Origin of the sequence: Kribbella sp. NPDC056345 (genome assembly GCF_042262745.1) — a bacterium.
Lineage (GTDB): Bacteria > Actinomycetota > Actinomycetes > Propionibacteriales > Kribbellaceae > Kribbella.
Map to the genome: position 1 here is coordinate 1 of NZ_JBHJQQ010000012.1, position 24,347 is coordinate 24,347.

The window sequence follows — 24,347 nt, forward strand, 5'->3', positions numbered from 1 at the left end:
GTGCAGTACACCCGCAACACCGTCACCGGCGCCTCCACCGCCGACGTGGTCATCATCCTCGTCGACGCACGCCACGGCGTACTCGAACAAACCCGGCGCCACCTCGCCGTGATGGCCCTGCTCCGCGTCCCACACGTCGTCCTCGCGGTCAACAAGATCGACCTGGTCGGCTACGACGAAGCCGTCTACACCGGCATCGCCAAAGAAGTCGGGCAACTGGCCGACCAACTCGGCATCGCCGACCTCAAAACCATCCCGGTCTCCGCACTCATCGGCGACAACATCGTCCAACGCTCCGAAAACACCACCTGGTACGACGGGCCCGCGCTGCTCGAGGTCCTCGAAAGCGCGACCGGCCGGACCGATACTTCGGGCCGCGCGCTGCGCTTCCCGGTGCAGTACGTGATCCGGCCGCAGACCGACGACGAGTACCGCGACTACCGCGGCTACTCCGGAACCGTTGCCTCCGGCACCGTCACGGTCGGCGACCAGGTCATCGTGCTCCCCGCCGGACGTCGTACGACGGTCGCCGGCATCGACCGCCCAGTCGTCACCGCGACCACCACCGCCGTCGCCGAACGACCCAGCGCGGTCGCTGGTGAAGCGGTCACGGTCCGGCTCGCCGACAACCTCGACGTCGCCCGCGGCTCGGTCATCGTCGCGGCCGACTCATCCCCCGGCACCCGCCGCGAACTGTCCGCGACCGTGGCCTGGCTGTCCGAACGCCCACTCACCGTGGGCGCCCGGCTGCTGATCAAACACACCACCACCACGGCCCAAGCGATCGTCACCAAGATCGCCGGGGTACTCGATCTGACAGCGTTGGACTTTAAAGGACTCGGCGTCCTCGACGCCGCCGGGCTCAACCTGAACGACATCGGCAAAGTGCAGCTCAAAATCGCCGCACCACTCGCCACCGACCCGTACTCCAGTAACACCATCACTGGATCCTTCCTGCTGATCGACGCCCACGATGGATGGACGCTGGCCGCAGGCATGATCGACGAGGAGGAGTCGCGATGAGGACGGTTGCCGTATTCGGTGCGGGTGCTTGGGGAACCACGTTCGCGATGGTGATCGCACGGGCCGGAGGCCGGGTCGTACTGTGGAGCCGACGCGAGTCAGTCTGCGATGGGATCAACAAAGAGCACGAGAATCGCGACTACCTGCCCGGCCTGCGGCTGCACAACGCCATCACGGCAACCACCGATCCAGCCACAGCAGCCGAATATGCCGATGTGATCGTCCTGTCTGTCCCTAGTCAGGTCCTGCGAGACAACCTGAAGACGTGGACACCGCTGATACGGCCAGGGGTTCCGATCGTCAGCCTGATGAAGGGCATCGAGGCAGGAACGGCGATGCGGATGAGCCAGGTCATCACCGAAGTTGCCGGGGTCGGTCTGGATCGAGTCCTCGTGGTCACGGGCCCAAATCTTGCCCAGGAAATAGCAGCCGGGCAGCCCGCCGTCGGAGTCCTTGCCGGCACCAACGACCAGCTCACCACAGATCTCTGCGCGGAGTGGACCTCGCTGAGATACCGGCTGACAGTATGTCAGGACGTGATTGGCTGCGAAATCGGGGGCGCGACGAAGAACGTGATCGCGTTGGCCGTGGGCATGGTGCACGGCCTCGGCCTGGGAGCCAACACCGCGAGCGTGCTGATCACCCGCGGCTTGTACGAGATCACGAGGTTAGGACGTGCGCTCGGTGCGGATCCGGAGACCTTCGCCGGGCCCGCCGGACTCGGGGATCTTGTCGCGACCTGCATCTCGCCGGAAGGACGGAACAGGACGTTCGGTGAGCTACTGGGACGAGGGCTGGCCGATGCGGACCTCGCCGCGGCTTCCAAGCAGCTCACCGAGGGCGTGGAATCCTGCGCGTCCATACTCGAACTCGCCCGTCGGCACCGCGTCGACTTGCCCGTCGTTAGTGGCGTGGCCCGAGTGCTCGAAGGTCGGGAACACCCGAACGAAGTGGTCGGCCGCCTGGCACGGTCGTCGTTCTGACCCCGCACCGTCTACCGACAAGGCAGAACGCTTCAGTTCCTGCGAGGTGATCGTCGAGATCCACAGCTGCCTCGAGTGCGCGGTTTCCGAGCAGTACGAGGTACAGGTGTGACCGCAGCACCTCACTCCTCGCCGGAGAAGCGTTCCCAGGCGGATTGGCGGCTCATGCCGAGGGCTTCGCCGATCCGCGCCCAGGTGACGGAGCGGGAGCGGAGGAGTTGCACGCGTTGCTGTACGGCGGTTTCGAGTTGGCCTCGGGAGAGGTGAAGCCGCGCTACGTCGGCCAGCAGCTCCTCGTCGCTCTTGCCGTCCAATGGTGGGAACGGCTGTGTGGGCTGGTCGCTCAGCACCTGCTCGCAAAGGGCGACGCACTCGTTGCAGATGAAAACCGCGGGGCCGGCGATGAGCCGCTCCACCTCGCTCTTGTCCTTCGCGCAGAAGGAGCAACACATCACGGTTACCGCCATGACGGACCCCAATTCTGTCAGGACTTCCCTGACACATTTGTCAGGCTAAGCCTGACGGATTCGGGGAGTCAAGAGCCCGCTAGCTGGACGCGATGGGAGGTGGGTGGTCAACTGATTGGGTGCGATTCCACGTGACCACTCGGGCGTCACCTGAGCAGGTTCTCCGCGCCTTGACCGATTTCTCGGATCGTCGTGTCCAGATCTGGAACCGCACGCTCGACCCGAAGACGTTCGAGGTGCGCGGGCTCGGAGACTCGTGGGCGGTGGCTCGGGAGAGCACGCCCGGTTCTCCCTTCTGGGTCGTCGCCCGGTACGACTGGTCCGATCCCACGGTGGTCCGGTGGACGGAGGAAGAGAGCAGCTACGGAGGCCATGGTTCGGGTTCGGTCCGGATCGCGCCGGCAGCTGATGGCGGTAGCCGGCTTCAGGTCGAATGGAGCTCCAACGACCCCCGCCGTACACGGGACAGGATCATGCTGTTCCTGCTCCATCACAGCCCCATGAACCGCGTGATCTCGCGCCTCTGGACGAGCACGTTGAACCGCTACGCGGAATCGGATTCCCACTCGGAGTAGTCGGGCTCTGGGTCGACTACGAAGCGAACGGCGTTGATCGTCGCCAGGCCGTTGATGCAGGTGACTGCCGCGCCCCCGAACCAGCAGTCCTCGGCGAACTCCTTGATGTCATCGATCGGCACCTGCTCAACAGGAAGGCCCGCCGACAACTCCCAAAGACGTTCGGTCAGGTAGAAAGCGCGACCGCGAATGGCTCGTGGTGTTGAAGGCTTTGAGTCGTTCTTGGGTCATGGTGCCGGCGAAGTGACCGGCGTCGTCTGCTACTACCAGGTGGCTGGTGGGCCAGGCTTTGTGTAGTTGCCAGGCTGTGCCGAGAGGGCCGGAGATGTCGTGGTGGCGGTTTGCCATCGCGTGTGCTGAATAAGCGGTTGCAGGGGCGGGTGGGGTGGGGAGAGGTTGGTTGTGTGGATGATGGTGAGCTTCAACTGTTGCTGAGGAATGGGCGGTATCCGCGGGCGGCGGGGTATTCGGCTCGGTGGATGGTTGCGGGTGGGATGGGGCCCAACCCGGTGTGGCAGGCGGAGGCTTTGAGTGGGGTGATGTCGCTCGAGCCGGGGATGCGGGTGCTTGATCTGGGGTGCGGTACGGCGCTCAGTTCGATCTTCCTGGCGAAGGAGTTCGGGGTGGAGGTGTGGGCGACGGATCTTTGGGTACAGCCGGACGAGAATTCCCGGCGCGCGAGCGAGGCCGACACTGCGGATCTGGTTCATCCGATTTATGCGGAAGCACACAGCCTCCCGTTTGCTGAGGGGTTCTTCGATGCGCTCGTCAGTATCGGCGCTTATCACTACTTCGGGACGGACGACCTTTACCTCGGCTACTACTCGCGGTTCGTGAAGCCTGGTGGGCAGATCGGGATTGTTCAGCCTGGGCTGGCTGAGGAGTACGAGACGTTGCCGCCGCCGCATTTGGCGCCGTACTGGAAGTGGGACTTCTGTGCTTGGCACAGTGCCGGCTGGTGGCGACGGCATTGGGAGAAGACTGGGCTGGTCACCGTTGAGGTCGCGGATCGGTTGCCTGATGGGTGGCGGGACTGGTTGCAGTGGAACGAAGCTTGCGATCAGGACAGCGGTCTGCCGACTCAGGAGGAGGCGCAAATGCTTCGGGCCGATGATGGCCGATCACTCGGCCTGGTGCGGGTCATAGCCCGTCGAAAAAGGTGAGTGTCGTACCGTTCGCAAGGTGACCATTGATGTGTGGGCCTTTTATGAGCAGTACACGGAGTCGGACAGGTCCTCGCTGAGTGAGCGGGAGCGGCAGGTGCTTGCTGTTTGCGACTTCCGGCAGGAGGTCAACTCGGGGGGATTCGACTCGTATTTTCGGTATTTCGGTGGTGACACCGCTTTGACGGCGATGAGCGCGTTGCCGCGGTTATTGGGGTCGCCGTGGGCCGAGTTGCTGGGTGAGGCCGTTGCACTGCTCGGTACGCCGTACCCGCGTGATCCGGACGATCGCGCCGAGAAGCTCGACAGCGACGATCTCGACGTGATGCTGGGGGATCTGGACGCGCGGTTCTACAAGTTGGAGGCGTCCGCGAACGCCGACGCCCGGCTCGCCGAGGCGCTCAACAACTAGCGGTTGTCGCCGCTACCGCCGAGCACGGCACGTTGCTGCCGGTCGGCGAGTTTGGCAATGTTGCGTTGGGCAACATCTTCGAGCGGTACGTCGAAGTGGTCAGCGATCACCGCGAGATACCACAGCGCGTCGCCGAGTTCCTTCGTCAGGTCCTCGAGGTCCCACTGCGCGAAGTCGCTGTCGTGGTCGCGGACGATCTTCTTCGCCTTCTCGGCGATCTCGCCGGTCTCACCGACGAGGCCGAGCAGGAGATGGAACAGCTCGTTCTTCTTCTCCTTGGGTGCAGCGGTGCGCAGCGCGGCCTGTTGGTAGGCGTTCATGTCCACGCGGCAACTCTAGAGGTCGGGTCTGACATGCCGTTGGTGTTGCAGCGCTTCAGAACGGCTGCTGTGCTGGAGACGGAGGGGGTGGGGTTGTCGTGCGGGTCCGACAGTGGCTGGGGTGGATGCTGCGCGCGTGCCGGACTCTGGGGACGGACACGAGCTTCCGCAACCGGTCGGTGTTCGCGCGAGCGTGGCCGGATGGTGACCGCGTCCAGCCCGTCCACGTCTCCACCATCCAACGCTGGGAAGCCGGACTGGTCGTCGTACCGCGCGATGCAATCAAACGCTACGAAGAACTACTCCACCTGCCGACCGGCCAGCTGACCGCGGTATTCGACCTTCTCCCCGGTCTCACCCGCCACCCGCGCCCCCTGCCAACCGCGACCAGCGGCGATCTCCAGCAACTGACAGCACACGGCGGCAGAGCCGGCGTACTGCTGGATCAAGTCTGCTCACCCGCGATCGTGACCGGAGCCCAGTGGGACGAGTTGACCGGCCTGCTGACGCAGTGGCCGGCGGCGTTCCTGCCGCCGCGGATGTGGGAATCGATGGCGCAGCGCCTGCTGATGGAGATGCTGGTCGCTGACGGTACGGCGTGGGCCCAGCGCTACGAGGCCCTGGCCCGGCTGTTCAATCACCCCACCGGCGGTACGGCGGCCATCGACGCCTGCGCGTCCGCCGCCGGCCTCCGTCACCACCAGGCGATGACGTCCACGGTCGCGGCGCTCGGAGCCAGCGACCACCGCGACTCGATCGCTGCGATGGTCTCGCAGGTCCACAATCCGACCAACGACCGCGCCCTGGCCGGGGCTGTTGCCGGACTGGCTGAGACTGTCTGGCGAGGCCGGCTCGACCCGGCGCAGCGCGGCCGGGTGCTGGCTGTACTCCAGCCGCTGGCCGGATCCGGTGACATTCTCGACGCCTGGTCCACCAACCTCGTGCAGCGCCTGACGACAACCCCTCCGGTACGGCGGGAGCCCGCGGCACCGGACGATGCGCGCCGCAACGTGGTCGACCGGGTGACGAGCCGCGCGATCGCTCAGGTCGACGGTCCGGATCCGGCCGAGTACGACGTACTCGGTGAAGTCGTGCAGTGCCTGCTGTTCCACCAGGATCCGGACAATCGGCTCGGGGCGTCGTTCACGCTCGCAGCGACGCCGTACCGGCGACCTCTCGCGGCCGCGTTGCGCCAGGAACTCGGGGCCACCCTGGCGGGCCCGGCGGGATGGAGCACGACCGTGCTCGCCGCGCTCCGTGCGCTCGGCGGCGAACCGGAGCTTCGGCTCGCCCAACGGATTGTGACCGCTGCCGGGATTCCGGGCGAGACCGTCCGCGTCGCAGCCTTCGCCATGGCTCACCTTGGAAACGACACGTCACCTGGCTGGTGGCAAACCGCCATCTCCCAGCAGTTGGCCAGGCCGACCGATCTCGAAATCCTGCGCGGTCTCGCCTACAGCGCGGGCATCACCGGCCAGCGGGCGGCCCTCGAACAACTGCGTGCCGACCCACGGACGCCGTACGACTCCCAAGCAGCCGCGACGTGGTGGCTGAACCTCCCCGGTCACGTCCTCCCCAGCGCTCATAGCTGATATTTCGCGCGACGGGTGGCACGGTGGCGAGGCATGATCTCGGGGTGGAGTTCGAAGAGGTGCTGACCGGCGGGAACGTCGCCGCGGAGGTCGTCCGGATCGGGTCGACCGTGCGGAAACCCTCGCTACCCCAGACAGCGGGAGTCGAGGCCGTCCTGAATCACCTTGCAGACAAGGGATTCGAGGGTGCACCGCGCACGCTGGGGATCGATGAGCGCGGGCGGCACGTTCTCGAGTACGTCCCAGGCGCTCTGGCCGACACCCTGCTGCCGTTCTCGCTGGAGGAGCTGCAGCGGGTCGGGCGGCTGATTCGCGAGCTGCACGACACGATGGAGGGATTCGAACCGCCGGCGGACGCAGACTGGCGGCCGGTGGTTCATGATCCGGCCGGCGGGGATCTGATCTGCCACGGCGACCTCGCCCCGTGGAACCTGGTTCGCAACGGCGAGCGCTGGGTCTTCATCGACTGGGACAACACCGGCCCCGGAACCCGGCTCTGGGATCTCGGGTACGCCGCCACCGGCTTCGTGTCGTTCGCACCGGACGGCGACGTACAGGTGGACGGACCACGGCTGCGCGCACTGGTGGACGGCTACGGGCTCGACGACGAGCAGCGGCGGGCGCTTCCGGCACAGATCGCAGCACACACGCGGGCGATGTACGACCTACTGATCCACGGCCACCGGACCGGCGAGCAACCGTGGTCCCGCCTCTACGACGAGGGCCACGGCAACTACTGGGGACCGACTGCCACGTACATCGAACAGAACCACGACGCCTGGATCGCAGCGTTGCTCTGAGCAACCGTCGTACGACGAAAGCCCAGGCAGACAGTGTCTACCTGGGCTCGCTGAGCCGGAACTAGCCGCGTCCCCAGCCCTTCTTGGACTCCTTCTTGACCTCGGGCGAGTCCCACCGGGCGCCCTTGTTCTCGATGTTCTTGGCCGCCCGCAGGTGGCCTTCCTTCTCGAGCTTCGGTACGACGTTCGCCTGGGCGCGGTAGAGCGCGGCCGCCTTGTCCGCCGCTGCCTGGTCCTTGCGCTCGCTCATCTTCAGCTCCTGTGCAATCCGAGGGTGAGGCCGTGCGCGACCTCGCGGTTGATGGCGATACGACGCGGCCTCCCAGAAGCCGGTTCCCGCCTTTTTCCGGGCCACCGGCAACCATCGCAACGACTAAGGTTGGCGGATGGATGCCGGGGCACGGGTGGGGTTGCTGGGGTTACGGCAAGCGGTGGCGGAGCGCGGACTCGGGCTGGAGGGAGTTCACGTCCTGCAGGAGGGCGAGGAGGCGGTCTCGTTCCGCTGGGTCAGCGATGATCGCCGGGACATCTATTCGGTCTCGAAGACGTTCACCTCGGTGGCCGTCGGGATCGCGAGGGCCGAGGGATTACTGGGGCTTGATGATCCTGTGCTGACCCACCTGCCGGAGTTCGCGAGTACGGCGGCAGCGGGCGTGGAGACGATGACCGTCCGCCACCTGTTGTCGATGACGGCAGGGGTCGACCTGACGTGGGACGATCCGGACCTTGATCACCCCGGAGACCCGGCGCAGGCGTTCCTCGCCACGACGTTGAGCAGCGCACCCGGGAGTCAGTACGCGTATCGCGGAACGAACTCTTACCTGCTGGGCCGGATCATCGCGTCCGCGAGCGGAGAAGACCTGCGGGAGTTCCTGATGCCGCGGCTGTTCGGGCCGTTGGGGATCGGCAATCCGCAGTGGTTCCGGTGTCCGCTCGGCTTTCCGCTGGGCGCGATGGGCTTGCATCTGCGGACCGACGAGATCGCGCGGCTCGGCGAGACACTGTTGTACGACGGCAACTTCCGCGGACAGCAACTCGTCCCGGCGGACTACGTGCAGCTGATGCGGTCGGAGCTGACTCCGACCGGTCGCCCCGGCGACAACGCGTCGTACGGGCTGCATTGCTGGTCCTGCACGCGCGACGACGCCTGGCGGATGGACGGTATCTACGGCCAGTTCAGCATCATGCTCCCGCACCAACGAGCCTGCGTGACCGTCACCGCGCACTATGAGAAGCCGACCACCGACATCCTCGACGCGATCTGGACCGAGCTGATCCCCTTCCTGTAGAAACCGGTGGCGGGCAGGCCGCCATCAACCGGGGTACCGCGGTAAGGCGGTACCCCGGTCGGGCCTTACTTCAGGAGGAAGGCGTTCGTGATGGTCTGGTCGACCTTGTTGCCTTGGGCATCGGATGCCGTGGCCTTCAGGGAGACCGTCTTCGCGCCTGCAGGATGCTTGATGAGGGCGAAGGTCTTACCGCCGGCGGTGTAGAACTTGGCGGGTTTCCAGGTCGCGCCGCCATCATGGGAGACGGACAGGGTGCCCAGCCGGCTCCGGTGGCCGGCGTTGTTGTCGACGGTGATCGGGACCAGAGTCGGGACCTTGGCCGAGGCGTTCACGGGTGGGGCGAACCGGACTCCCAGCAGCGGCAGCGCGGCCGGTTCCGTACCGGCGACGGTGTCGGAGTGGAAGGTCCAGTCGGCGACGATCCGCGACGACAGCGGGTTGTCCCGGGTCGCCTCGGTGTGAAGCTGGTAGGTCGCCGGGCCCGCCGGGACCGTGACCTCGTCGATGTACCCCGGGAAGTCGCCCTTCGCGACCTCCTTGCCGTCCTTCGACAGCACGGTCGTGCCTTCGGCCATGGCGTATCCGAAGTTGCCGGGGTTCTGGTCGGAGTAGAGCGGGAGGTTGAGCGCCATCACGTCGCCCTCGCGACCGGCGGCGTCCGCGCTCTCCCGGTACGACGGGAAGCCCGGCCCGAAGACGGGGAGACCCCAGCGCTCGGTCACGGTCCGCCCGCGATCGTACTTCTTCGGCATACTGACGGACTGGTTCGCGAAGCCTTGCCAGTCCTCAGGATCCGTGGTCTCGACGAACGACGGGTACCACTCCGTGCCCGGTGAGTAGAACTCGTCCAGCGTGAACGGCAGCGGCCTGGTGACGACGTAGTCGCGAATACCGTACGTACCGGGCTTGGTGCTGGTGTGCTCCGATCGCACCCGAGCCAGCGAGCTGTCGTGCACCCGGTGCGTCAGCTTGCTCGGGATCTTGCCGAGATCGTTGCGTTCCAACTGATAGAGGTAGCTCGAGTTGGTCGGCGCCGACTTCACCTCGGCCATCATGTAGCGGAACTCGGCCGGTGCCGCGGAGGTCCGGCTCGGCAGCACATACGTGCCGTCGAACGTGCTCCCGACCGAGGTGAGCCCGGTCGACTCGTCGCCGCCCCAGACGGTGTCGCGATAGAACCCGTACACCGCAGTCGAGGACACCGCATCCGGCTTGTCGACCTGGAAGCCGATCGGTACGCCGGAACGCGCGTCGACGGTGATCTCCTTCGGCCCGTCGACCGTGAAGGTCGGTTCGGCGAGGTTGGTCGACTTCATGCCGTCCTCGGTCGCGACGTAGCTCTCGAAGTAGTGCTGCCCCTTGACCACTCGTGCGGTCACGGTGCTTCCATCACTCGCCTTCGGTACGGCGACAGTCGGGTCCACGAGGCCGACGAACCGGAACCAGTAGTTCGCCGTCGGCTTGCCGTCGAACCCGATGTAGTTCAGCTTGACGTCATAGCTCTCCACCTCGCGGGTGACCGCGATCGGCGTCCGCAACGCACCGGCCGAGACCACGCCGCTGTAAACACCATCGACCCCCGGTACGGCGGTGTTGGTGGTGACCGTCGCGGTCGCCTGGCCGCCGGCCGGGATGGTCAGCGAGGCCGGCGACACGGTGAACATGCCGGCCGGAGCAGCCTTGCCGTCCGGACCGGTGACGGCTGCGCTCAGGTCCAGCGTGACCGGAGCCGAGCCGGAGTTGAAGTACGTGACCTCGCGGCTGATCGGCTTGTCGTCGTTGTGCGGCCAGCGCACGACGCCGTTGCTGATACTGCCGACCGAGGCGCGGACGGTCGACTTCACGACGGCCGCAACGTCGACCCGGCCGGCACCCTGCTCGAAGACACTCAGCTTCGGGTTCGCCTTCGCCGTACCCATGAGTGCGGCCTTGAGCTCACCGGCCTTCCACTCCGGGTGCTGCTGGGCCAGGATCGCTGCCGCACCCGCGGTGTGCGGGGCAGCCATCGACGTACCGGACAGCTGCAGGTGATCCGGACCGATGTTCGGGTAGTAGGCCGCGAGGTAGCTGTCCTTGGCCTTCGCCGCGACGATGTCGACACCAGGCGCCGTGATGTCCGGCTTGATCGCATCATCCAGCCAGCGCGGACCGCGGCTGGAGAACTCGGCCAGGTTCTCGTTGTGGTCGACCGCGCCCACCGTCAGCCCGGAATCGGCCGAGGCCGGACTGCCCGGCTTCCCGCCGCTGTTGCCTGCGGACAGGACGAAGAGCGCGCCGGTCTCGGCCGTCAGCCGGTCGACCGCCTGCGACATGATGTCCGTGCCGTCGTCCGGCCAGGGCGAACCCAGACTCATGTTGATCACTTCGGCACCGGAGCGTGCGGCCCACTCCATCCCGGCGATGATGCCCGAGTCGTAGCCGCCGCCCTCGTCGTCGAGCACCTTGCCGTTCAGCAGCTTGGCGTCCGGCGCGACGCCGCGGTAGACGTCGTCCTCCCCGGTCACGATCGACGCGACATGCGTGCCGTGGCCGAACTTGTCCGCCGTACCGCTCGCGCTCTCGGTGAAGTCCTTCGCTGCAACGACCGCGTCCTTCAGGTCGTCGTGCGTGGTGTCGATCCCGGTGTCCAGTACGGCGACCTCGGTGCCCTTGCCGGTCAGTCCGCCCTTCCACGCCTCGGGCGCACCGATCTGCGGCACACTCTTGTCCAGGAAGGCCCGAACCGGTCCGTCCAGGCGGATCCACTGCTTGCCCTTGGCGCGCAACGCCGTCCGGGCACCAGTCCAGTACGGCGCCTCCTTGCCGATCCGAACCGCCGTACCGCCGACGCTCGGCAGGCTGCGGGCGTGGCTCGCACCGGACCGCAGTGCCACCGGGCCACTGACGATCAGCGGAATATCGGCACGCGACTTGTCGCCGTACCCGTGCTTGATCAGTTGCGTGACGTTGAACAGCCGCGCGTCCAGTTCACCGGACCGCACCGCCGCCTCCGCGTCCAGCGGCAGCACGGTGAGGTCGCCGTTGATCTCCTTGCGCTGGACGAACTTGACGTTCTCCCGGCTCTTGCCCGGCCGGATCTTGGCCGGCTGGTCGCCGCGCAGGGTGACCCGATCGCCGGTGATCAACGTGATATCGCCGGAGACCCCGTGTCCGGCCGGCTTTTGCGCCGTTGGCTTGTCGTTTCGCGCTTCGCCCGCTGCCGCCGTACCGCCGAACATGCCGCTCCCGGCGACCACTATCGCCAGGGCAGCCGCGACGGGACGACTACGTCCCTTCCTCATAGCACCTCCACTGAGTCCTCACAGATGGGTGGACATAGAGGTGTATGTCCGGGAGGCGCGAAAAGTTGACAGGGTCCACGAATTCGACTGCCGTCGAATCGAACTCAGGAAGGATTGACGTCCTTGAGGAACACGATTCCGTCGATGCTGGGGAGATGGCTCGGGTGCAGCGCGGCGTACCCGAACCAAGGGGAGACTCTGGGCTGCAGAGATCCGGTCAGGGTGCGGGGATCGATCAACTGCTGGTCCTGGGCGTAGAGGACACCCTCGATGGTGTCCGCCGGCGGAGTGTCCACTTCGCGGTGCTGCATCGTGCCGAGGGCGGTCGCGAAGAAGGCGTACTGCGCGCCGAGATGCGCATTGACCAGCGCACCGGCGCTCCACCATTCGTGGTTGGCGCCGGCCATGTTCATGCTGCTCTTCTCCCGCTGCAGATGCGAGTTGTGCGCGAACACCAGCGTCGGCCCGCGGTCGACGAGGTCGAGCAGGTTGGCAGCCATCATCGCGTCCCGCTGGGCGAGCAGGCGGGCGATGCGGCGGTTGGACTGGTCAGCCATCCAGTAGTGGTAACGCAGGAGGCCGGTGGCCGTTCGGGCATACAGGCGGGCGCGTTGCCAGTCCTCACGGGAGGAGGCGGCGATCAGGTGCGGCGTCTGGGTGTCGACGAGGACTGCGAGCTCCCCTGCGATCAGTTGGAGACGCTCGGCATCAGCGGTCTGCCCGATGGATTGGGTCGGATCCATCATCGTGGCCGGGTTCGTCCAGCGCTCGTCCGAACCAAGCAGGTCGTCGAGAGCGTCCGACGTACAAGGAAGCAGGTCGGCATCGAGCCAGTTGGCGAGGTAGGCGTGGAGTGTGGTGAGCACCGGGCGCGGGCTGGCCGGGCCGCTGATCTCCAGGGGACCGTCGAACCCGGCGAACCGCACCTGGTCCACGCGCCCCTCGTTGAACGCCCGCATCCACTCCACCAGTTCGCGGTTCCCCGCCAGCCCACCCCACTCATGGCTGAACCCGCGCGCCATCACCTCGTCGATGTCACCCACGCCCGAGGTCACGTAGTCATCCACCACCAGCCCCATCAGACAATCGGACTCGACCGTGATGGTCCGATAGCCCTCGTCCTCGACCAGCCGCCGGAACAACTCGTTGCGCAGGCGGAGCAGATCGTTCTCCAGATGCGTCGGCTCACCCAACGCCAGCAGTCGCGGCTTGTTCCCCAGCAGTTGCAGCAGATCCATATCTTCAACTTTATCGTTGAACAACATTATTGAATCTTGAGAACAACTGCCAGGCTCAGCTCCTGGCGCAAACCTTCAACCGACGGGATCCAGATGATCGACGAGTTCGCCAAGGCCTACCTGCACGACGCACTCCAGTGGGCCCGCGCCGACCTGGTCCGGAAGCTCGAGGGCCTGTCCGAGTACGACATCCGCCGTCCCCGCACGCTGACCGGGACCAACCTGCTCGGCCTGGTCAAACACCTCACCCTCTCGGAAGCCCGCTACTTCGGCCAGATCTTCGACCGTCCCTACCCCGAACCCATCCCCAGCTTCGACGATCCGGCCTTCAACAGCAGCGACTACCTCTGGGTCCGCCCCGACGAGTCCCGCGCCGACATCCTCAACGCCTACACCCGCGCCTGCCGGCACGCCGACGCCACCATCACCGCCCTCCCCATCGACGCCCCCGGCCATGTCCCTTGGTGGCCCAGCCCCGACGTCAAACTCTTCAACGTCCTCGTCCACCTCCTCAACGAAACCAACCGCCACCTAGGCCACGCCGACATCCTCCGCGAACAACTCGACGGAGCCCTCGGCTCCGCCCCCACCCCCACCACCACCGACTGGTCCCCCCACCGCGCCAAAGTCGAACAAGCCGCCCGCGAAGCCAAGAACACGTACTAGAGCCGCCCACACAGGTGAACCGTAAATGCGTTGCGGCAACCGACACATCCGGGGAGTTTGGGGTGATGGCGTCGGTGCTGGTGGTGGGCGGTCCGGGAGCCGGCAAGTCCTCGGTGGCCGAGGAACTGCGGCGCCGGGGACTGCGATCGGTCGACGCGGACTTCGTCCTCGCTCGCTGGGAGGACACCGACGGCTCCCCGGTCTCGTTCCCCGCGAATGCGCCCTCGATGGAGTGGATTGAGCGACACCGCTGGCACTGGGTCGCCGAGCGCGTCGACCAGGTACTGGCGGAGTCACACGAGCACCCACTGGTCGTCTGTGGCACCGCCGCGAACATGGGCGACTACCTCGTCCGCTTCGATCTGCTGATCCTCCTACAGGTCGACGAGCTGACGATGAGCCGGCGACTGACCGACCCGAGCCGCACCAACGACTTCGGCAAATCCGAGGCCACCCTGCAGTGGTCCCTCGACTGGCGTCCCCGCCTGGAGGCCGAGATGCTCGCCGTCGGCGCCCACCCCGTCGACGCCCGCCAACCCCTCTCCGCCGTCACCGACGAAGTCGTCCACCTCGCCACCACCGCCGGCATTCAGCTCCCCGTCGCCAAGGACACGTACTAGTACCTACCTCGGCCGTCTGGCTTGCGTATCCAGGCGGGACAGGCGGTCGGCGAGCCGACCACTACGTGTCGTTCCCGACGGACCTTCCGAACGACAGGACGTATACGGCTACTTGGGAACCTGGCCGGCGGTCGGTGAGCGGGGGGTGGGGCTATACGTCCTGTGCTTCGGAGGGTCGTGCGGCGTAAATGGGCGGCGGCTGGGTGGTTGGAGAGGCAGGGTGGGGGGATGGACTACGACTTTCTCGTCAAGGCGGAGGAGTTGGAGCTCAGGTATCGGGCTCCTCGGGCGGGGCTGCGGTTGGCGTTCGGGCGGGCGGGGTTGCCTTGGGCGGAGTGGCGGGAGGTGGCGACCGCCAGGCTTGGGGAGGTGGTGGGGGTTGACGCAGGGGTTTCGGCGGGCGCGGTGACTGAGCTTCGGCGTACGACGGCTGAGGGGGTTGAGGTTGTTGCGTTGGTGATGGCGGTGGGGGACGGGCTGTCGGTGCCGGCGTACTTGCTGAATCCGGGTGGGCGGCGCGTGGTGATGGCGTTGCACGGGCATGGGCAGGTGGACGAGTGCCTGCGGATCAATGGGGTGCACGAGGACTACCACCACAACTTTGCGATCGAGCTAGCGAAGGCCGGGCACACTGTGCTGCTGCCGGAGCTGCGGGGGTTCGGCGCGCTCAAGGATCTTGCAGCGCAGCGGGACGGCGAGAGTTTGAGCTACTGGCGGTGGGGCGAGCACATGGTTTACACGCTGCTCACGGATACCTTCCAGCACGGGCGGACGTTGCTGGGCGACACCATCGAGGATCTGTTGCGGTGGGAGGACTGGCTGGACGCGGACTGCGACGTCGTCGGGATCTCGTGGGGTGGAGATCTCGCGTGCACGTATCCGGTGTTCAGCAAGCGGGTGCGATCGATCTTCGCCAGTGGGACGCTGGGCTCGTTCGAAGCAGTCTTCGCCCAGGCGGGGAATGCGCCGGCGCCTTGCGTTCCCGGCGTACTGGAATGGTTCGACCGAGCGGATATCGCCGGGCTGAACGCGCCACGGCGAATGGTGCTGCACTACGGAGCCCTCGACGTACCAGGGCCTGACAACGGGTCGGCGGCGTACAACGCGAGTGTGCCGGCGGCGTTCGCGAACCTGCTGGCGATCTACACCGCGGTTAGCGGGGGATGGCGGCGACCAGGTCGGAGAGGGCCTGGTGTTTGCTCTGGAGGGTGGTTAGGCGGTCGGTCAGCTCGGCCAGGTGGTTGTCGAGGTGCTGGGCGACGCAGGCGGCCAGGTTGCCGCCTTCGAAGCAGGGAATGACCTCGCGAATGATGCTGGTAGGCAGGCCGGCGTCGAGCAGCAGGCGGATCCGGCCGACCGCGTCGGCGGCTTCCGGGCGGTAGCGGCGATGGCCGCTGCTGGTTCGCTCGGAGCTCAGCAGCTCCTGCTGTTCGTAGTAGCGGAGCAGGCGGACACTGACTCCGGTGGCCTCCGACAGCTCACCGATGCGCAACACGTGGAAATCTCCTCTTGAATCTGACACTGGTGTCACGGCCTAGCGTCGTGTTCATGACGCAGACATCAGCAGAGGTAACCCCACTGACAGCCCAATCCTTCCGGATCGGATTCGGTGCGATGCGGCTGACCCACGCGGGCGGCGGCGAGATCTGGCGCGGCCCGGAGGACCCGACGGCGGCGATCGCCGTCCTGCGGCGTGCGGTCGAGCTCGGCGTCCAGCACATCGACACCGCCGACGCCTACGCCCTGGGTGCCAACGAAGAGCTCGTCGCGCAGGCGCTGCACCCGTACGGCGATGTGATGATCGCCACCAAGATCGGCAACACCCGCCCGGGCCCGGAGGAATGGATCCCGGTGGGACACCCGGCGTTCCTTCGCCAGCAGGCCGAGCTGAGCCTGCGGCGGCTGCGGGTCGAGCGAATCGACCTCCTCTATCTGCACCGGGCGGACCCGGACGTGCCGCTGGCCGACCAGGTCGGCACGCTCGCGCGGCTGCAGCAGGAGGGCAAGGTCGGGAGCATCGGCCTGTCCGAGGTCACCGTCGACGAGCTCCGGGAAGCGCAGCAGGTCGCCCCGATCGCCGCCGTACAGAATCTCTACAACCTCAGCACCCGCGGGCACGAGGACGTTCTCGAGTACACCGGGTCCGAAGGGATCGCGTTCGTCCCGTGGTTCCCGGTCGGCGCGGGTGCGCACACCAAGGCCGACGGCGTCCTCGCGGAGGTGGCCCGTGAGGTGGGCGCGACACCGGCCCAGGTCGCCTTGGCCTGGCTCCTGCAGCGCGCGCCGCATGTGCGGCCGATCCCCGGTACGACGTCACTCGCACACCTCGCGGAGAACGTCGCCGCGGCCGAGGTCCGGTTGACCGAGGAACAGTTCGCCCGGCTGTGAAACCCGCTGGGAAACCGGCTGGGGAACCAGCGGCCCTCGGCAACTCCCGACGGGTTGCCGAGGGCGAGCACGCTGGTTCAGCCTTTGACGAGGGCGTCGAACATGCCGGGCTGGTAGGAGCCGGCGGGGGTTTGGGCGATGACGTTCATGCGGTTGGCGGCGTTGATGAGGGCTACCAGCATGATCAGGGCTGCTACCTGCTCGTCGTCGAAGTGTTCGCGGACGGCGGCCCAGGTGTCGTCGGAGACTCCCTTGTGGAGGTCGGCCAGGCGGGTGCCTTCTTCGGTGAAAGCCAGGGCGGCGCGTTCGGCGGGGGTGAAGACGGTGGCTTCACGCCAGGCGGCGACCATGTTGAGGCGCTGGGGGTCCTCGCCGGCGGCGGTGGCGTCCTTGGTGTGCATGTCGAGGCAGAAGCCGCAGCCGTTGATCTGGCTGGCGCGGATGTTGACCAGCTCCTTGAGCGGGCCGGGCAGTGTCGACTGCTCGATCAGCATCGCCAGGCCGGCGAACCGCTTGCCGAGCTTGCCGCCGAGTTCGGTCTCCATCAGGTTGATACGCATGGTGCGTGTCCTCTCTCGTGGTCGGTGTTGCCCACAAGATGCGCGTCGGCCCGGATCCGTGACAGGCTTCGGATGTGATCAGGGCCACTGTCACGAGATCGCGCTGACCGGTGTCTGAAGGGAGTTATGACCACTGTGGAGGAGGCGGCCATGGATCCGGCGACCGAGGCATTCGTTGCCCATCGCAACCTGTTGTTCACGATCGCGTACGAGCTGCTCGGCTCGGCCGCGGATGCCGAGGACGTGCTGCAGGAGACGTGGTTGCGCTGGGTCGGTGTCGACCTGGACACCGTCCGTGAGCCACGCGCGTACCTGATCCGCATCACCAGCCGGCAGGCCCTCAACCGGCTACGGACGGTCGGACGGCAACGCGAGTCGTACGTCGGTCAGTGGTTGCCCGAGCCGCTGCTCACCACGCCCGACGTGGCCGAGGACGTCGAGCTGGCCGACAGTGTGTCGATGGCGATGCTCCTGGTCATGGAGACGCTCAAACCGACCGAGCGCGCAGTGTTCGTACTGCGTGACGTCTTCGCCCTCGAGTACGACGAGATCGCGCAGGCTGTCGACAAGTCGCCCGAGGCGGTTCGCCAGATCGCCCACCGGGCCCGGTCCCACGTGGCAGCGCGCCGACCGCGCGGAGTGGTCTCGTCGACCCAGGCACGGGGTGCACTCGAGGCGTTCCGCCGAGCTCTGGAGACCGGCGACATCCAGGGCTTCCTGGACATGCTGGCTCCGGACGTGGTGCTGATCGGCGACGGTGGTGGCATCAGGCAGGCGGTCCTGAACCCGATCGTCGGCTCCGAACGCGTCGGACGCATCCTGGGCGCCGGCATCCCACGCCTCACCGGTGTTGTCGTCACCGAGAACATTCAGCTCAACGGCGCTCCCGGCCTGCTGCTCCGGGTGGACGGCGAGATCGAACAGGTCATGGCCTTCCACATGCACCAGGGCCTCATCACCGGCATGTACGTCGTCCGCAACCCGGAGAAGCTGGAGCGCCTCGAGCAGGAGACGACCCTGCTGCGGTAGCTACTCGGCCGCGATCGCCGCGCGGACGGCGGCGCCGAACTGAGCGTCGTCACCGGTGCGCCATTCGTGCTTGGCCGGGCAGATCCACTGGTCCGGGTCGGGGCCCATCACGCACCCGGCCAACTTGATCCGGCCTGCGGCGGCCGCGCGCCGTGCAGCAGGCCCCGGCAGGCCGTAGAGGATCGGTACCCCCGCCTGACCACAGACGGGGCACGCCGGACCGGCAGAAACTCCCATGCGGCCAGCGTACGTCGCCGGGTACGGTCGCAGCATGGAGTTCCCGGAGACGCTGTCGGCTGAGCGGCGTGAACTGATCGAGAACGCCGCAACGCAACTCCAGAGCGAGTACGGCGAGGGCTTCCTCGGGATGGTGTTGTCGGGGTCGGCGGGGCGCGGCCTGGAGACTGAGCGCTCGGACCTGGACGTGTTGGTCGTAGTGTCGCCGGAACTCGTCGACAGGCCGTTGACGCGCAACACCGAGCTGGAACTGCTCCCAGTCACACTCCAGCACCTGGAGAAGCTGGCAGTCTTCGGAGACGACCAGTGGGGCTACCGCTGGTCCTACGCATGGGCGCCAACCCTGCTGGACAAGACAGGCGGCCGCATCGCGCAGGCGGTGGAACGACAGACCCGCCTGAGCCCGGAGGAGACGCTGGAGCTCCTGCAGCAGCGGCTGGACGCCTGGATCAACCTCACTTACCGCTCACTCAAGTCCTCGCGCGACGGGAACCTGCTCGCGGCACGGATGGACGCGGCCGAGGCGATCTCGCCGTTCCTGGATGTGGTGTTCGCACTCGACGGACAGGTCCGGCCGTACAGCAAGTACCTCACCTGGTCGCTGCAGCACCACCCGCTCCCCAGCTGGCCGACCGACGACCTGCTGGAGACCGTCGAGCAGTACCTCGCCGGTAACCCCGAAGCGATCAGACAGAGCCTCAGACGCGTACAGAGCTACGAGCTGCCAATGGTCCGGGAGACTTTCGCCGAATGGTCTGCCGAGCAGTACGACGCACTACGGACGCCCTGACATCACCGGCGCCAAGGCGTCGTACCAGATGTCGCCCATCTTCAAGAAGCCCGCGTCACTGGGATGCAGCTTGTCGGGCGAGATGTCGGCCAGCGACATCCGCGCGTTCAGGTCGATGAAACGAACATCGGCGCCGGTAGCGCGCACTGAATCCACCACACCGGGCACCGCCGCGTTGTAGGCCTTGATGCGCTCGTTCAACCCAGCATCGGACGAAGGCACGATCGAGGCGACCAGAATCGTCACACCGGGGACCTTCTGCGTGATGCGCTCCACCAGGTCCTGCAAACGCGCAGGAGCGTTGGCCAGGTCATGCGCCTGTACGACGTCGTTCGTGCCAATGTGGAGCAGCACGTACCGGGGCCGGTTCAGGACAAGCCAGTAGTCGATCCAGGACCGCAGCTCGTCGATCCGCATCCCCGGGTGACCCTCGTTGTCCCGATCCGGCAGGTTTCCCCACCGGACCGAACCCACGAAGTCCACCTGGGGTCCGGTCTGAAGGTGCTGCCACAGCGACGTGCGATAGCTGACGCCGGTCTCCGGGTTGCCATAGGTGATGGAGTCGCCGAGTGGCATCAGCGGCACTCCACGGACGACCGGAGCCGCCGGTCCCACCAGCAGGACAGCCGCCACAGTCAACGCCACCGCGAGCAGACGCCGTCTCATGCAGGTAAATCTAGACCAGTGGTGACAACGCGTCGTACCAGATGTCTCCCATCTTCAGGTAGCCCGCGTCGGTTGGGTGGATGGCGTCGGACGAGATGTCGTCCAGCGTCATCCGAGCGTTCAGGCCGACGAAACGAACGTCTGCGCCGGTAGCGCGCACAGCGTCGACCACACCCGGGATAGCGGCGTTGTAGGTGTTGATGCGCTGATTCAGTACGCCGTCGCGGGACGGCACGATCGACGCGACCAGAACTGTCACACCGGGCACCTGCTGAGTGATGCGCTGCACGAGGTCCTGCAGCCGGGCCGGTGCATTGGGCAGATCGTGGTTCTGGTTGATGTCGTTGGTACCGAGGTGGATGAGCACATACCGCGGCCGGTTCAGTGCGAGCCACCCGTCGATCTCTGACCGCACCTGGTCGATCCGGAAGCCGGGGTGACCCTCGTTGGCACGGTCCGCGATGTTCCCCCACAACACCGACCCGACGAAGTCCGGACGGAATCCACGCGTCGCCATGAAGTGCTGCCACAGGGACGTTCGATAGCTGACCGCAGTGGATGCACCGCTGCCGTACGTGATCGAGTCACCGAGCGGCATCACCGCTGCGACGTAGTCGGCGTACCAGCGCTGACTGGGCACGTTCTGGTCGGTCGACACGACCACTTGCGCGCCCTCCGTCCTCGACGCGTCAGCCACGGACAGCACCTTGTCGGACGCCACCGATGCGATCCGGCTCCCACGCACCGGGTCAGTCACGATGCGCCAGCGCTGCGTGGCCAGGTCTGCATCACTCGCTTGTACGACGTTCGTCCCGTCCGCAGCGACCGACAGGAGCAGGCCGCTGTGCTTAGCCTGCAGCTCGTACGTCCCGTCGGACTGCACGGCAGCACGCCACTCCTGGTTGGCGTCGCCGTGGTACGACCACTGGATCGCTCGCTCACCTTCGCCCGTGTTCCCGTTGAACACGTCCAAGGCGTGACCGGAGTGCCGTGCGCTCAGAACATAGTCGGCGGCGGGCAGGTCAGCAGCGGCCTGCGGACTGGTCGGCACCAAGATCGCAGTGGCGACCACGGGCAGCACGGCAAGGAGGCGGAGTCTCATGCCTCGAGGCTAAGTTTCTCCACGCAAGTAAGCACGCCTTGCGACGGAGTTCGAAAAGTAGCTCCGCTGTACCCACCCAGTGGGCGGGGTGAGTACAGCGCAGCCGCCTAGTTGGCTTCTTTCGTCGCCCAGTAGTGCCATTGTGGGGACGCGACTGGGGAACGGGTCAGGCCGTCCGGCCACGTGGCCGGCAGGTCATGACTCCGTGCCGCGTACAAGGTCACCTCCGATGCGGTGCGGTCCCCGCGGACCGCGACGCGTGCGGCGGTTTCGGCGCGCATGTCGGCCAGGTAGTGCACAGCCGGCAGGAACTCCGCGCTCAGCCGGGGGCTGAGACGGCCGACCGGTTCGTCGTCGAGACGGATCTCGACCACGTTCCGCGGCCGGTCCTGGATGCTGTCCTCCTCCTCGATCGCATGCATGGTGGCGTACGCCCAGCACTCGCCCTCCGCCCGGAAGAACGGTGCCAGGACCTCTGGATGCACCTCACTGCCCGGTACGACGATGCCGCTGCCGGGCGGTAACAGGTGGAAGCTCCCCGGCGGGGGCAGGTTCACCGGGACGAGCATGTGCGGCTGGCCCAGGGCCACCGCGACACTGGCGTGGAACTCCGTGCCGTCGTCATCTTTACCGACCCAGTCGGCCGGCTCCCATTCACTCACCCACAGGTGGCACGGCACCTGGGGCTGCAGTCCTTGGGCCACCAGCTCGGAAAGCACCGGGTGGTAGCGATGTGCGTCGTCCCTCGGCAGGTAGCCGACGATCTTCCCCTGGACGCGGACTGCGATCGATCGGGGGTCGAATCTGTTGTGCGGTTCCGGGACGAGGTCCGCCTCGGTGTCCAGATCTGCGCCACGTGCCGGGATGGGATCAGGGAACAGGCTGCGAATCGCCTGCTCGTGCGGAGCCTCCCGCACGACCTCCTGTCCGCACCACAGTGCGTCGCCCCACAGACTGAACGGAATCAGTTCCATATGTGCCCTCCAGTCCCCGCTGACCGGTTGACTCGGCTCATCTCGTCCAGAGCCCTGGCCGTTACACCGAGTGAGCGTATGAAAACTAGACTGCCCCGGGAAGGGCTGTTTCACGCATGGAATCAGGCTCCGTTGCGCAACGGTAGCCGTCTGTCCGCACTCTGGACGAAGATCGTCTTGTGCAGCGAGCGAAACGGCGAAGATCGTGCAGATGCACGGGAAGGAACGTCATGCAGGGCAGTAGTTCAGTCGCTCGATCGACCAGCAGAACCGGTTCAGCAACCGTCTCAGAAACGGCCGGTGCGGCCGCCGTCGAGGCCGCGGTCTCGCGGCTCGACGGGATCGCCATCCGGACGCCGCTGGAGCGCAATTTGCGCCTGTCCGAGCGCACCGGAGCACAGATTCTGCTGAAGCGTGAGGACCTGCAGATCGGCCGTTCCTACAAGCTGCGCGGGGCCTACAACCTGATCGCGCAGCTCGACGACGAGAGCAAGTCCGCGGGCGTGGTGTGTGCCAGTGCGGGCAACCACGGACAGGGCCTGGCATATTCGTGCCACGCGCTCGGCGTACACGGAAAAGTTTTCGTTCCGCGGACCACACCGCGCCAGAAGCGGGACCGGATCGCAGCTCTCGGTGGCAAGCAGATCCAGGTGATCGTCACCGGCGACACGTACGACGACGCGGCCACCGCAGCGCTCGCTGATGCGGAAGCGACCGGCGCGACGATGGTTCCCGCCTTCGACGACCCGCGCACCGTGGCCGGCCAAGGCACGGTCGCCGTCGAGATCGTCCAGCAGCTCGGCCACGCACCCGACGTACTGGTGGTGCCGGTCGGTGGCGGCGGGCTGATCGCCGGCGTCGTGAGTTGGCTGACGGCCCGGCATCCCGGCGTACGGGTCGTCGGCGTGGAGCCGGCCGGTGCGGCGAGTATGGCGGCTGCACTGACCGCTGGTGAACCGGTGACGTTGCCGCAGCTGGACAGCTTCGTCGACGGCGCGGCCGTCCGTCGGGTCGGCGACGTCACGCTGCCGTTGGTCGCGAGTGCCGGGGTCGAGATGATGTCGGTCCCGGAGGGGCTGGTGTGCAGCGAGATGCTCGAGCTCTACCAGGTCGACGGTTTGATCGCCGAGCCCGCGGGCGCTTTGGCGACAAGCGCCCTGGGCAACGGCTTGGTCGTGCAGCCGGGCGAGACGGTGGTCTGTCTGCTCTCCGGCGGGAACAACGATGTCAGCCGGTACAGCGAGATCCTCGAGCGATCGCTTGTCTACGAAGGGCTCAAGCACTACTTTCTGGTGACGTTCCCGCAGGAGCCGGGCGCGCTGCGCCAGTTCCTGGACGGGGTGCTCGGGCCGGACGACGACATCGCCCTGTTCGAGTACGTGAAGCGCAACAACCGGGAGACCGGGGTCGCGCTGGTCGGGATCGAGATCGGGCGGGCCGCCGACCTGGCCGGCCTGCTGGCGCGGATGGACGCGGCGCCGCTCGACATCGAACGCATCAACCCGAACTCCCCCGAGTTCCGCTATTTGATCTGACCCCAGCGTGATCTGATCCCGCCGCAGACCTCACATCAGGGCGGGATCAGACGTCCTCACTCAGTGCTTCGTGTGCCTCGAGTGCCGCGGGTCGTGCGGGTGGTTCCCGTCCGCCCAGTGCTCGTCGGCCTCCGCCTGCGTCCGGGTGGCGTCCGGCACGTCGCCCTGCGCCCGGGGGGCGTTGGGTGCGTCGCCCGCGTGCGGCAGCGTGGTGTTGTCGGCGTGCGCCTCGGCATCCGGGTACAGATCGGCAGCCTCGGCGTGGTGCTCGTCGGCCGCACGCTCTGCAGTCTTGGCAGCCTCACGGCGCTCAGTGGCACCGGCGGCGAGTCGACGGGCCTCGGCCGCCTTCTCCTCGGACTCCGCCTCGGCGCGCTTGGCCCGGGCGTCGACCTCATCGGCGACAGCATGCTGACGCTCGGCGTGAGCGGCCGCGATCCGAGACTCCTGTTCCTTCTCGTAGGCCTCCTGGCGGTCGTGCTCGGCCTGCTGCCGCTGGTGCTCTTCACGGCGCTTGGACGATGTCTTGGACGCGCCGGCGATCAGCGCGACCAGAATCACCAGCACGGCGAGCGCGACGACGATCCAGAGGACGGTCATTCCGTCCATGGGTTCCTCCTCAGTTCCGGGGTTCTGC

27 protein-coding genes are annotated in these 24,347 nt (G+C 66.7%); 14 read left to right on the forward strand and 13 right to left on the reverse strand.

All coding sequences use genetic code 11. The features are described 5' to 3' along the window. On the forward strand, positions 1 to 1,023 hold a 1,023-nt coding region (locus ACFCV3_RS32915), incomplete at its 5' end, for a GTP-binding protein (protein ID WP_376036710.1). Continuing rightward, entirely contained in the window at positions 1,020 to 2,006 is a 987-nt protein-coding gene (locus ACFCV3_RS32920; RefSeq protein ID WP_376036713.1) for an NAD(P)H-dependent glycerol-3-phosphate dehydrogenase, read from the forward strand. The genes ACFCV3_RS32915 and ACFCV3_RS32920, both read left to right, overlap by 4 nt. A gap of 122 nt (positions 2,007 to 2,128) precedes the next feature. Here ACFCV3_RS32920 and ACFCV3_RS32925 read toward each other — a convergent pair whose 3' ends face one another. Next, complete coding sequence (locus ACFCV3_RS32925; RefSeq protein WP_376036715.1) at positions 2,129 to 2,473, reverse strand: ClpX C4-type zinc finger protein; 345 nt, start codon at positions 2,471 to 2,473, stop codon at positions 2,129 to 2,131. 92 nt (positions 2,474 to 2,565) lie between these two features. On the opposite strand from ACFCV3_RS32925, the gene ACFCV3_RS32930 reads away from it, so the two are divergent. After that, positions 2,566 to 3,048 carry an SRPBCC family protein gene (locus ACFCV3_RS32930; RefSeq protein WP_376036718.1) on the forward strand — a complete coding sequence of 161 codons (483 nt, stop codon included), beginning with the start codon at positions 2,566 to 2,568 and terminating at the stop codon, positions 3,046 to 3,048. Here the strand turns inward: ACFCV3_RS32930 and ACFCV3_RS32935 are convergent. Then, positions 3,018 to 3,170, reverse strand: a complete 153-nt coding sequence (locus tag ACFCV3_RS32935; RefSeq protein ID WP_376036720.1) for a hypothetical protein — start codon at positions 3,168 to 3,170, stop codon at positions 3,018 to 3,020. The genes ACFCV3_RS32930 and ACFCV3_RS32935 overlap by 31 nt on opposite strands. A 417-nt stretch (positions 3,171 to 3,587) precedes the next feature. On the opposite strand from ACFCV3_RS32935, the gene ACFCV3_RS32940 reads away from it, so the two are divergent. Together ACFCV3_RS32940 and ACFCV3_RS32945 are read left to right on the forward strand one after the other, a co-directional pair. Then, positions 3,588 to 4,211: an SAM-dependent methyltransferase gene (locus tag ACFCV3_RS32940; RefSeq protein WP_376036723.1), complete on the forward strand. Its 624-nt coding sequence runs from the start codon at positions 3,588 to 3,590 to the stop codon at positions 4,209 to 4,211. A gap of 19 nt (positions 4,212 to 4,230) precedes the next feature. Next, positions 4,231 to 4,623, forward strand: coding sequence for a DUF4375 domain-containing protein (locus tag ACFCV3_RS32945; RefSeq protein WP_376036724.1), 393 nt, complete (start codon positions 4,231 to 4,233; stop codon positions 4,621 to 4,623). Here ACFCV3_RS32945 and ACFCV3_RS32950 read toward each other — a convergent pair. Further along, on the reverse strand, positions 4,620 to 4,943 hold the full coding sequence (locus tag ACFCV3_RS32950; protein ID WP_376037164.1) for a nucleoside triphosphate pyrophosphohydrolase family protein: 324 nt from the start codon (positions 4,941 to 4,943) through the stop codon (positions 4,620 to 4,622). The two genes, ACFCV3_RS32945 and ACFCV3_RS32950, sit on opposite strands and share 4 nt — an antisense overlap. Positions 4,944 to 5,041: 98 nt before the next feature. On the opposite strand from ACFCV3_RS32950, the gene ACFCV3_RS32955 reads away from it, so the two are divergent. Together ACFCV3_RS32955 and ACFCV3_RS32960 are read left to right on the forward strand one after the other, a co-directional pair. Then, positions 5,042 to 6,535 carry a hypothetical protein gene (locus tag ACFCV3_RS32955; protein WP_376036727.1) on the forward strand — a complete coding sequence of 498 codons (1,494 nt, stop codon included), beginning with the start codon at positions 5,042 to 5,044 and terminating at the stop codon, positions 6,533 to 6,535. A 44-nt stretch (positions 6,536 to 6,579) separates the two neighbouring features. Continuing rightward, positions 6,580 to 7,335 carry a phosphotransferase enzyme family protein gene (locus ACFCV3_RS32960; protein WP_376036729.1) on the forward strand — a complete coding sequence of 252 codons (756 nt, stop codon included), beginning with the start codon at positions 6,580 to 6,582 and terminating at the stop codon, positions 7,333 to 7,335. A 61-nt stretch (positions 7,336 to 7,396) separates the two neighbouring features. On the opposite strand, the gene ACFCV3_RS32965 is transcribed toward ACFCV3_RS32960, so the two are convergent. Further along, positions 7,397 to 7,585, reverse strand: coding sequence for a hypothetical protein (locus ACFCV3_RS32965; RefSeq protein ID WP_376036731.1), 189 nt, complete (start codon positions 7,583 to 7,585; stop codon positions 7,397 to 7,399). A 136-nt stretch (positions 7,586 to 7,721) separates the two neighbouring features. On the opposite strand from ACFCV3_RS32965, the gene ACFCV3_RS32970 reads away from it, so the two are divergent. After that, entirely contained in the window at positions 7,722 to 8,624 is a 903-nt protein-coding gene (locus ACFCV3_RS32970) for a serine hydrolase domain-containing protein (protein ID WP_376036733.1), read from the forward strand. Between the two features lie 65 nt (positions 8,625 to 8,689). On the opposite strand, the gene ACFCV3_RS32975 is transcribed toward ACFCV3_RS32970, so the two are convergent. Continuing rightward, complete coding sequence (locus ACFCV3_RS32975) at positions 8,690 to 11,905, reverse strand: S8 family serine peptidase (protein WP_376036736.1); 3,216 nt, start codon at positions 11,903 to 11,905, stop codon at positions 8,690 to 8,692. A gap of 104 nt (positions 11,906 to 12,009) precedes the next feature. Continuing rightward, a complete protein-coding gene (locus tag ACFCV3_RS32980) occupies positions 12,010 to 13,143 on the reverse strand; it encodes an erythromycin esterase family protein (protein ID WP_376036737.1) in 1,134 nt (377 codons plus the stop codon). Positions 13,144 to 13,179: 36 nt separating this feature from the next. Between ACFCV3_RS32980 and ACFCV3_RS32985 the strand changes: the two genes are divergently transcribed. Together ACFCV3_RS32985 and ACFCV3_RS32990 are read left to right on the forward strand one after the other, a co-directional pair. Beyond that, entirely contained in the window at positions 13,180 to 13,809 is a 630-nt protein-coding gene (locus tag ACFCV3_RS32985) for a DinB family protein (protein ID WP_376036739.1), read from the forward strand. 65 nt (positions 13,810 to 13,874) lie between these two features. Next, positions 13,875 to 14,429 (forward strand): AAA family ATPase, encoded by a 555-nt coding sequence (locus ACFCV3_RS32990; protein WP_376036741.1) that lies wholly within the window; start codon positions 13,875 to 13,877, stop codon positions 14,427 to 14,429. 1,153 nt (positions 14,430 to 15,582) lie between these two features. Here ACFCV3_RS32990 and ACFCV3_RS32995 read toward each other — a convergent pair. After that, positions 15,583 to 15,924 (reverse strand): MerR family transcriptional regulator, encoded by a 342-nt coding sequence (locus tag ACFCV3_RS32995; protein WP_376036744.1) that lies wholly within the window; start codon positions 15,922 to 15,924, stop codon positions 15,583 to 15,585. Positions 15,925 to 15,977: 53 nt separating this feature from the next. On the opposite strand from ACFCV3_RS32995, the gene ACFCV3_RS33000 reads away from it, so the two are divergent. After that, positions 15,978 to 16,817 carry an aldo/keto reductase gene (locus ACFCV3_RS33000; protein ID WP_376036747.1) on the forward strand — a complete coding sequence of 280 codons (840 nt, stop codon included), beginning with the start codon at positions 15,978 to 15,980 and terminating at the stop codon, positions 16,815 to 16,817. Positions 16,818 to 16,894: 77 nt separating this feature from the next. Here the strand turns inward: ACFCV3_RS33000 and ACFCV3_RS33005 are convergent, their stop codons facing one another. Further along, entirely contained in the window at positions 16,895 to 17,377 is a 483-nt protein-coding gene (locus ACFCV3_RS33005) for a carboxymuconolactone decarboxylase family protein (RefSeq protein WP_376036750.1), read from the reverse strand. 126 nt (positions 17,378 to 17,503) lie between these two features. Here ACFCV3_RS33005 and ACFCV3_RS33010 point away from each other — a divergent pair, with 126 nt between their 5' ends. Next, positions 17,504 to 18,406, forward strand: a complete 903-nt coding sequence (locus ACFCV3_RS33010; RefSeq protein ID WP_376036752.1) for an RNA polymerase sigma-70 factor — start codon at positions 17,504 to 17,506, stop codon at positions 18,404 to 18,406. On the opposite strand, the gene ACFCV3_RS33015 is transcribed toward ACFCV3_RS33010, so the two are convergent. Continuing rightward, the gene (locus ACFCV3_RS33015) at positions 18,407 to 18,643 is read right to left on the reverse strand and encodes a hypothetical protein (protein ID WP_376036754.1); all 237 of its coding nucleotides are present in this window, start codon (positions 18,641 to 18,643) and stop codon (positions 18,407 to 18,409) included. Positions 18,644 to 18,677: 34 nt separating this feature from the next. Here ACFCV3_RS33015 and ACFCV3_RS33020 point away from each other — a divergent pair, with 34 nt between their 5' ends. Further along, positions 18,678 to 19,433: a nucleotidyltransferase domain-containing protein gene (locus ACFCV3_RS33020; protein WP_376036757.1), complete on the forward strand. Its 756-nt coding sequence runs from the start codon at positions 18,678 to 18,680 to the stop codon at positions 19,431 to 19,433. Here the strand turns inward: ACFCV3_RS33020 and ACFCV3_RS33025 are convergent. The 3 genes from ACFCV3_RS33025 to ACFCV3_RS33035 all read right to left on the reverse strand — a co-directional run bounded on the left by ACFCV3_RS33025 (position 19,419) and on the right by ACFCV3_RS33035 (position 22,175). After that, the gene (locus ACFCV3_RS33025) at positions 19,419 to 20,099 is read right to left on the reverse strand and encodes an SGNH/GDSL hydrolase family protein (protein WP_376036758.1); all 681 of its coding nucleotides are present in this window, start codon (positions 20,097 to 20,099) and stop codon (positions 19,419 to 19,421) included. The genes ACFCV3_RS33020 and ACFCV3_RS33025 overlap by 15 nt on opposite strands. Before the next feature lie 10 nt (positions 20,100 to 20,109). Continuing rightward, the gene (locus tag ACFCV3_RS33030; RefSeq protein WP_376036761.1) at positions 20,110 to 21,201 is read right to left on the reverse strand and encodes an RICIN domain-containing protein; all 1,092 of its coding nucleotides are present in this window, start codon (positions 21,199 to 21,201) and stop codon (positions 20,110 to 20,112) included. Between the two features lie 107 nt (positions 21,202 to 21,308). Continuing rightward, positions 21,309 to 22,175: a hypothetical protein gene (locus ACFCV3_RS33035; protein ID WP_376036764.1), complete on the reverse strand. Its 867-nt coding sequence runs from the start codon at positions 22,173 to 22,175 to the stop codon at positions 21,309 to 21,311. Between the two features lie 230 nt (positions 22,176 to 22,405). On the opposite strand from ACFCV3_RS33035, the gene ilvA reads away from it, so the two are divergent. Next, positions 22,406 to 23,710 (forward strand): threonine ammonia-lyase IlvA, encoded by a 1,305-nt coding sequence (gene ilvA, locus ACFCV3_RS33040; protein ID WP_376036767.1) that lies wholly within the window; start codon positions 22,406 to 22,408, stop codon positions 23,708 to 23,710. Positions 23,711 to 23,770: 60 nt separating this feature from the next. Here ilvA and ACFCV3_RS33045 read toward each other — a convergent pair whose 3' ends face one another. Then, positions 23,771 to 24,319 carry a hypothetical protein gene (locus tag ACFCV3_RS33045; protein WP_376036770.1) on the reverse strand — a complete coding sequence of 183 codons (549 nt, stop codon included), beginning with the start codon at positions 24,317 to 24,319 and terminating at the stop codon, positions 23,771 to 23,773. Between the last annotated feature and the right edge of the window lie 28 nt (positions 24,320 to 24,347).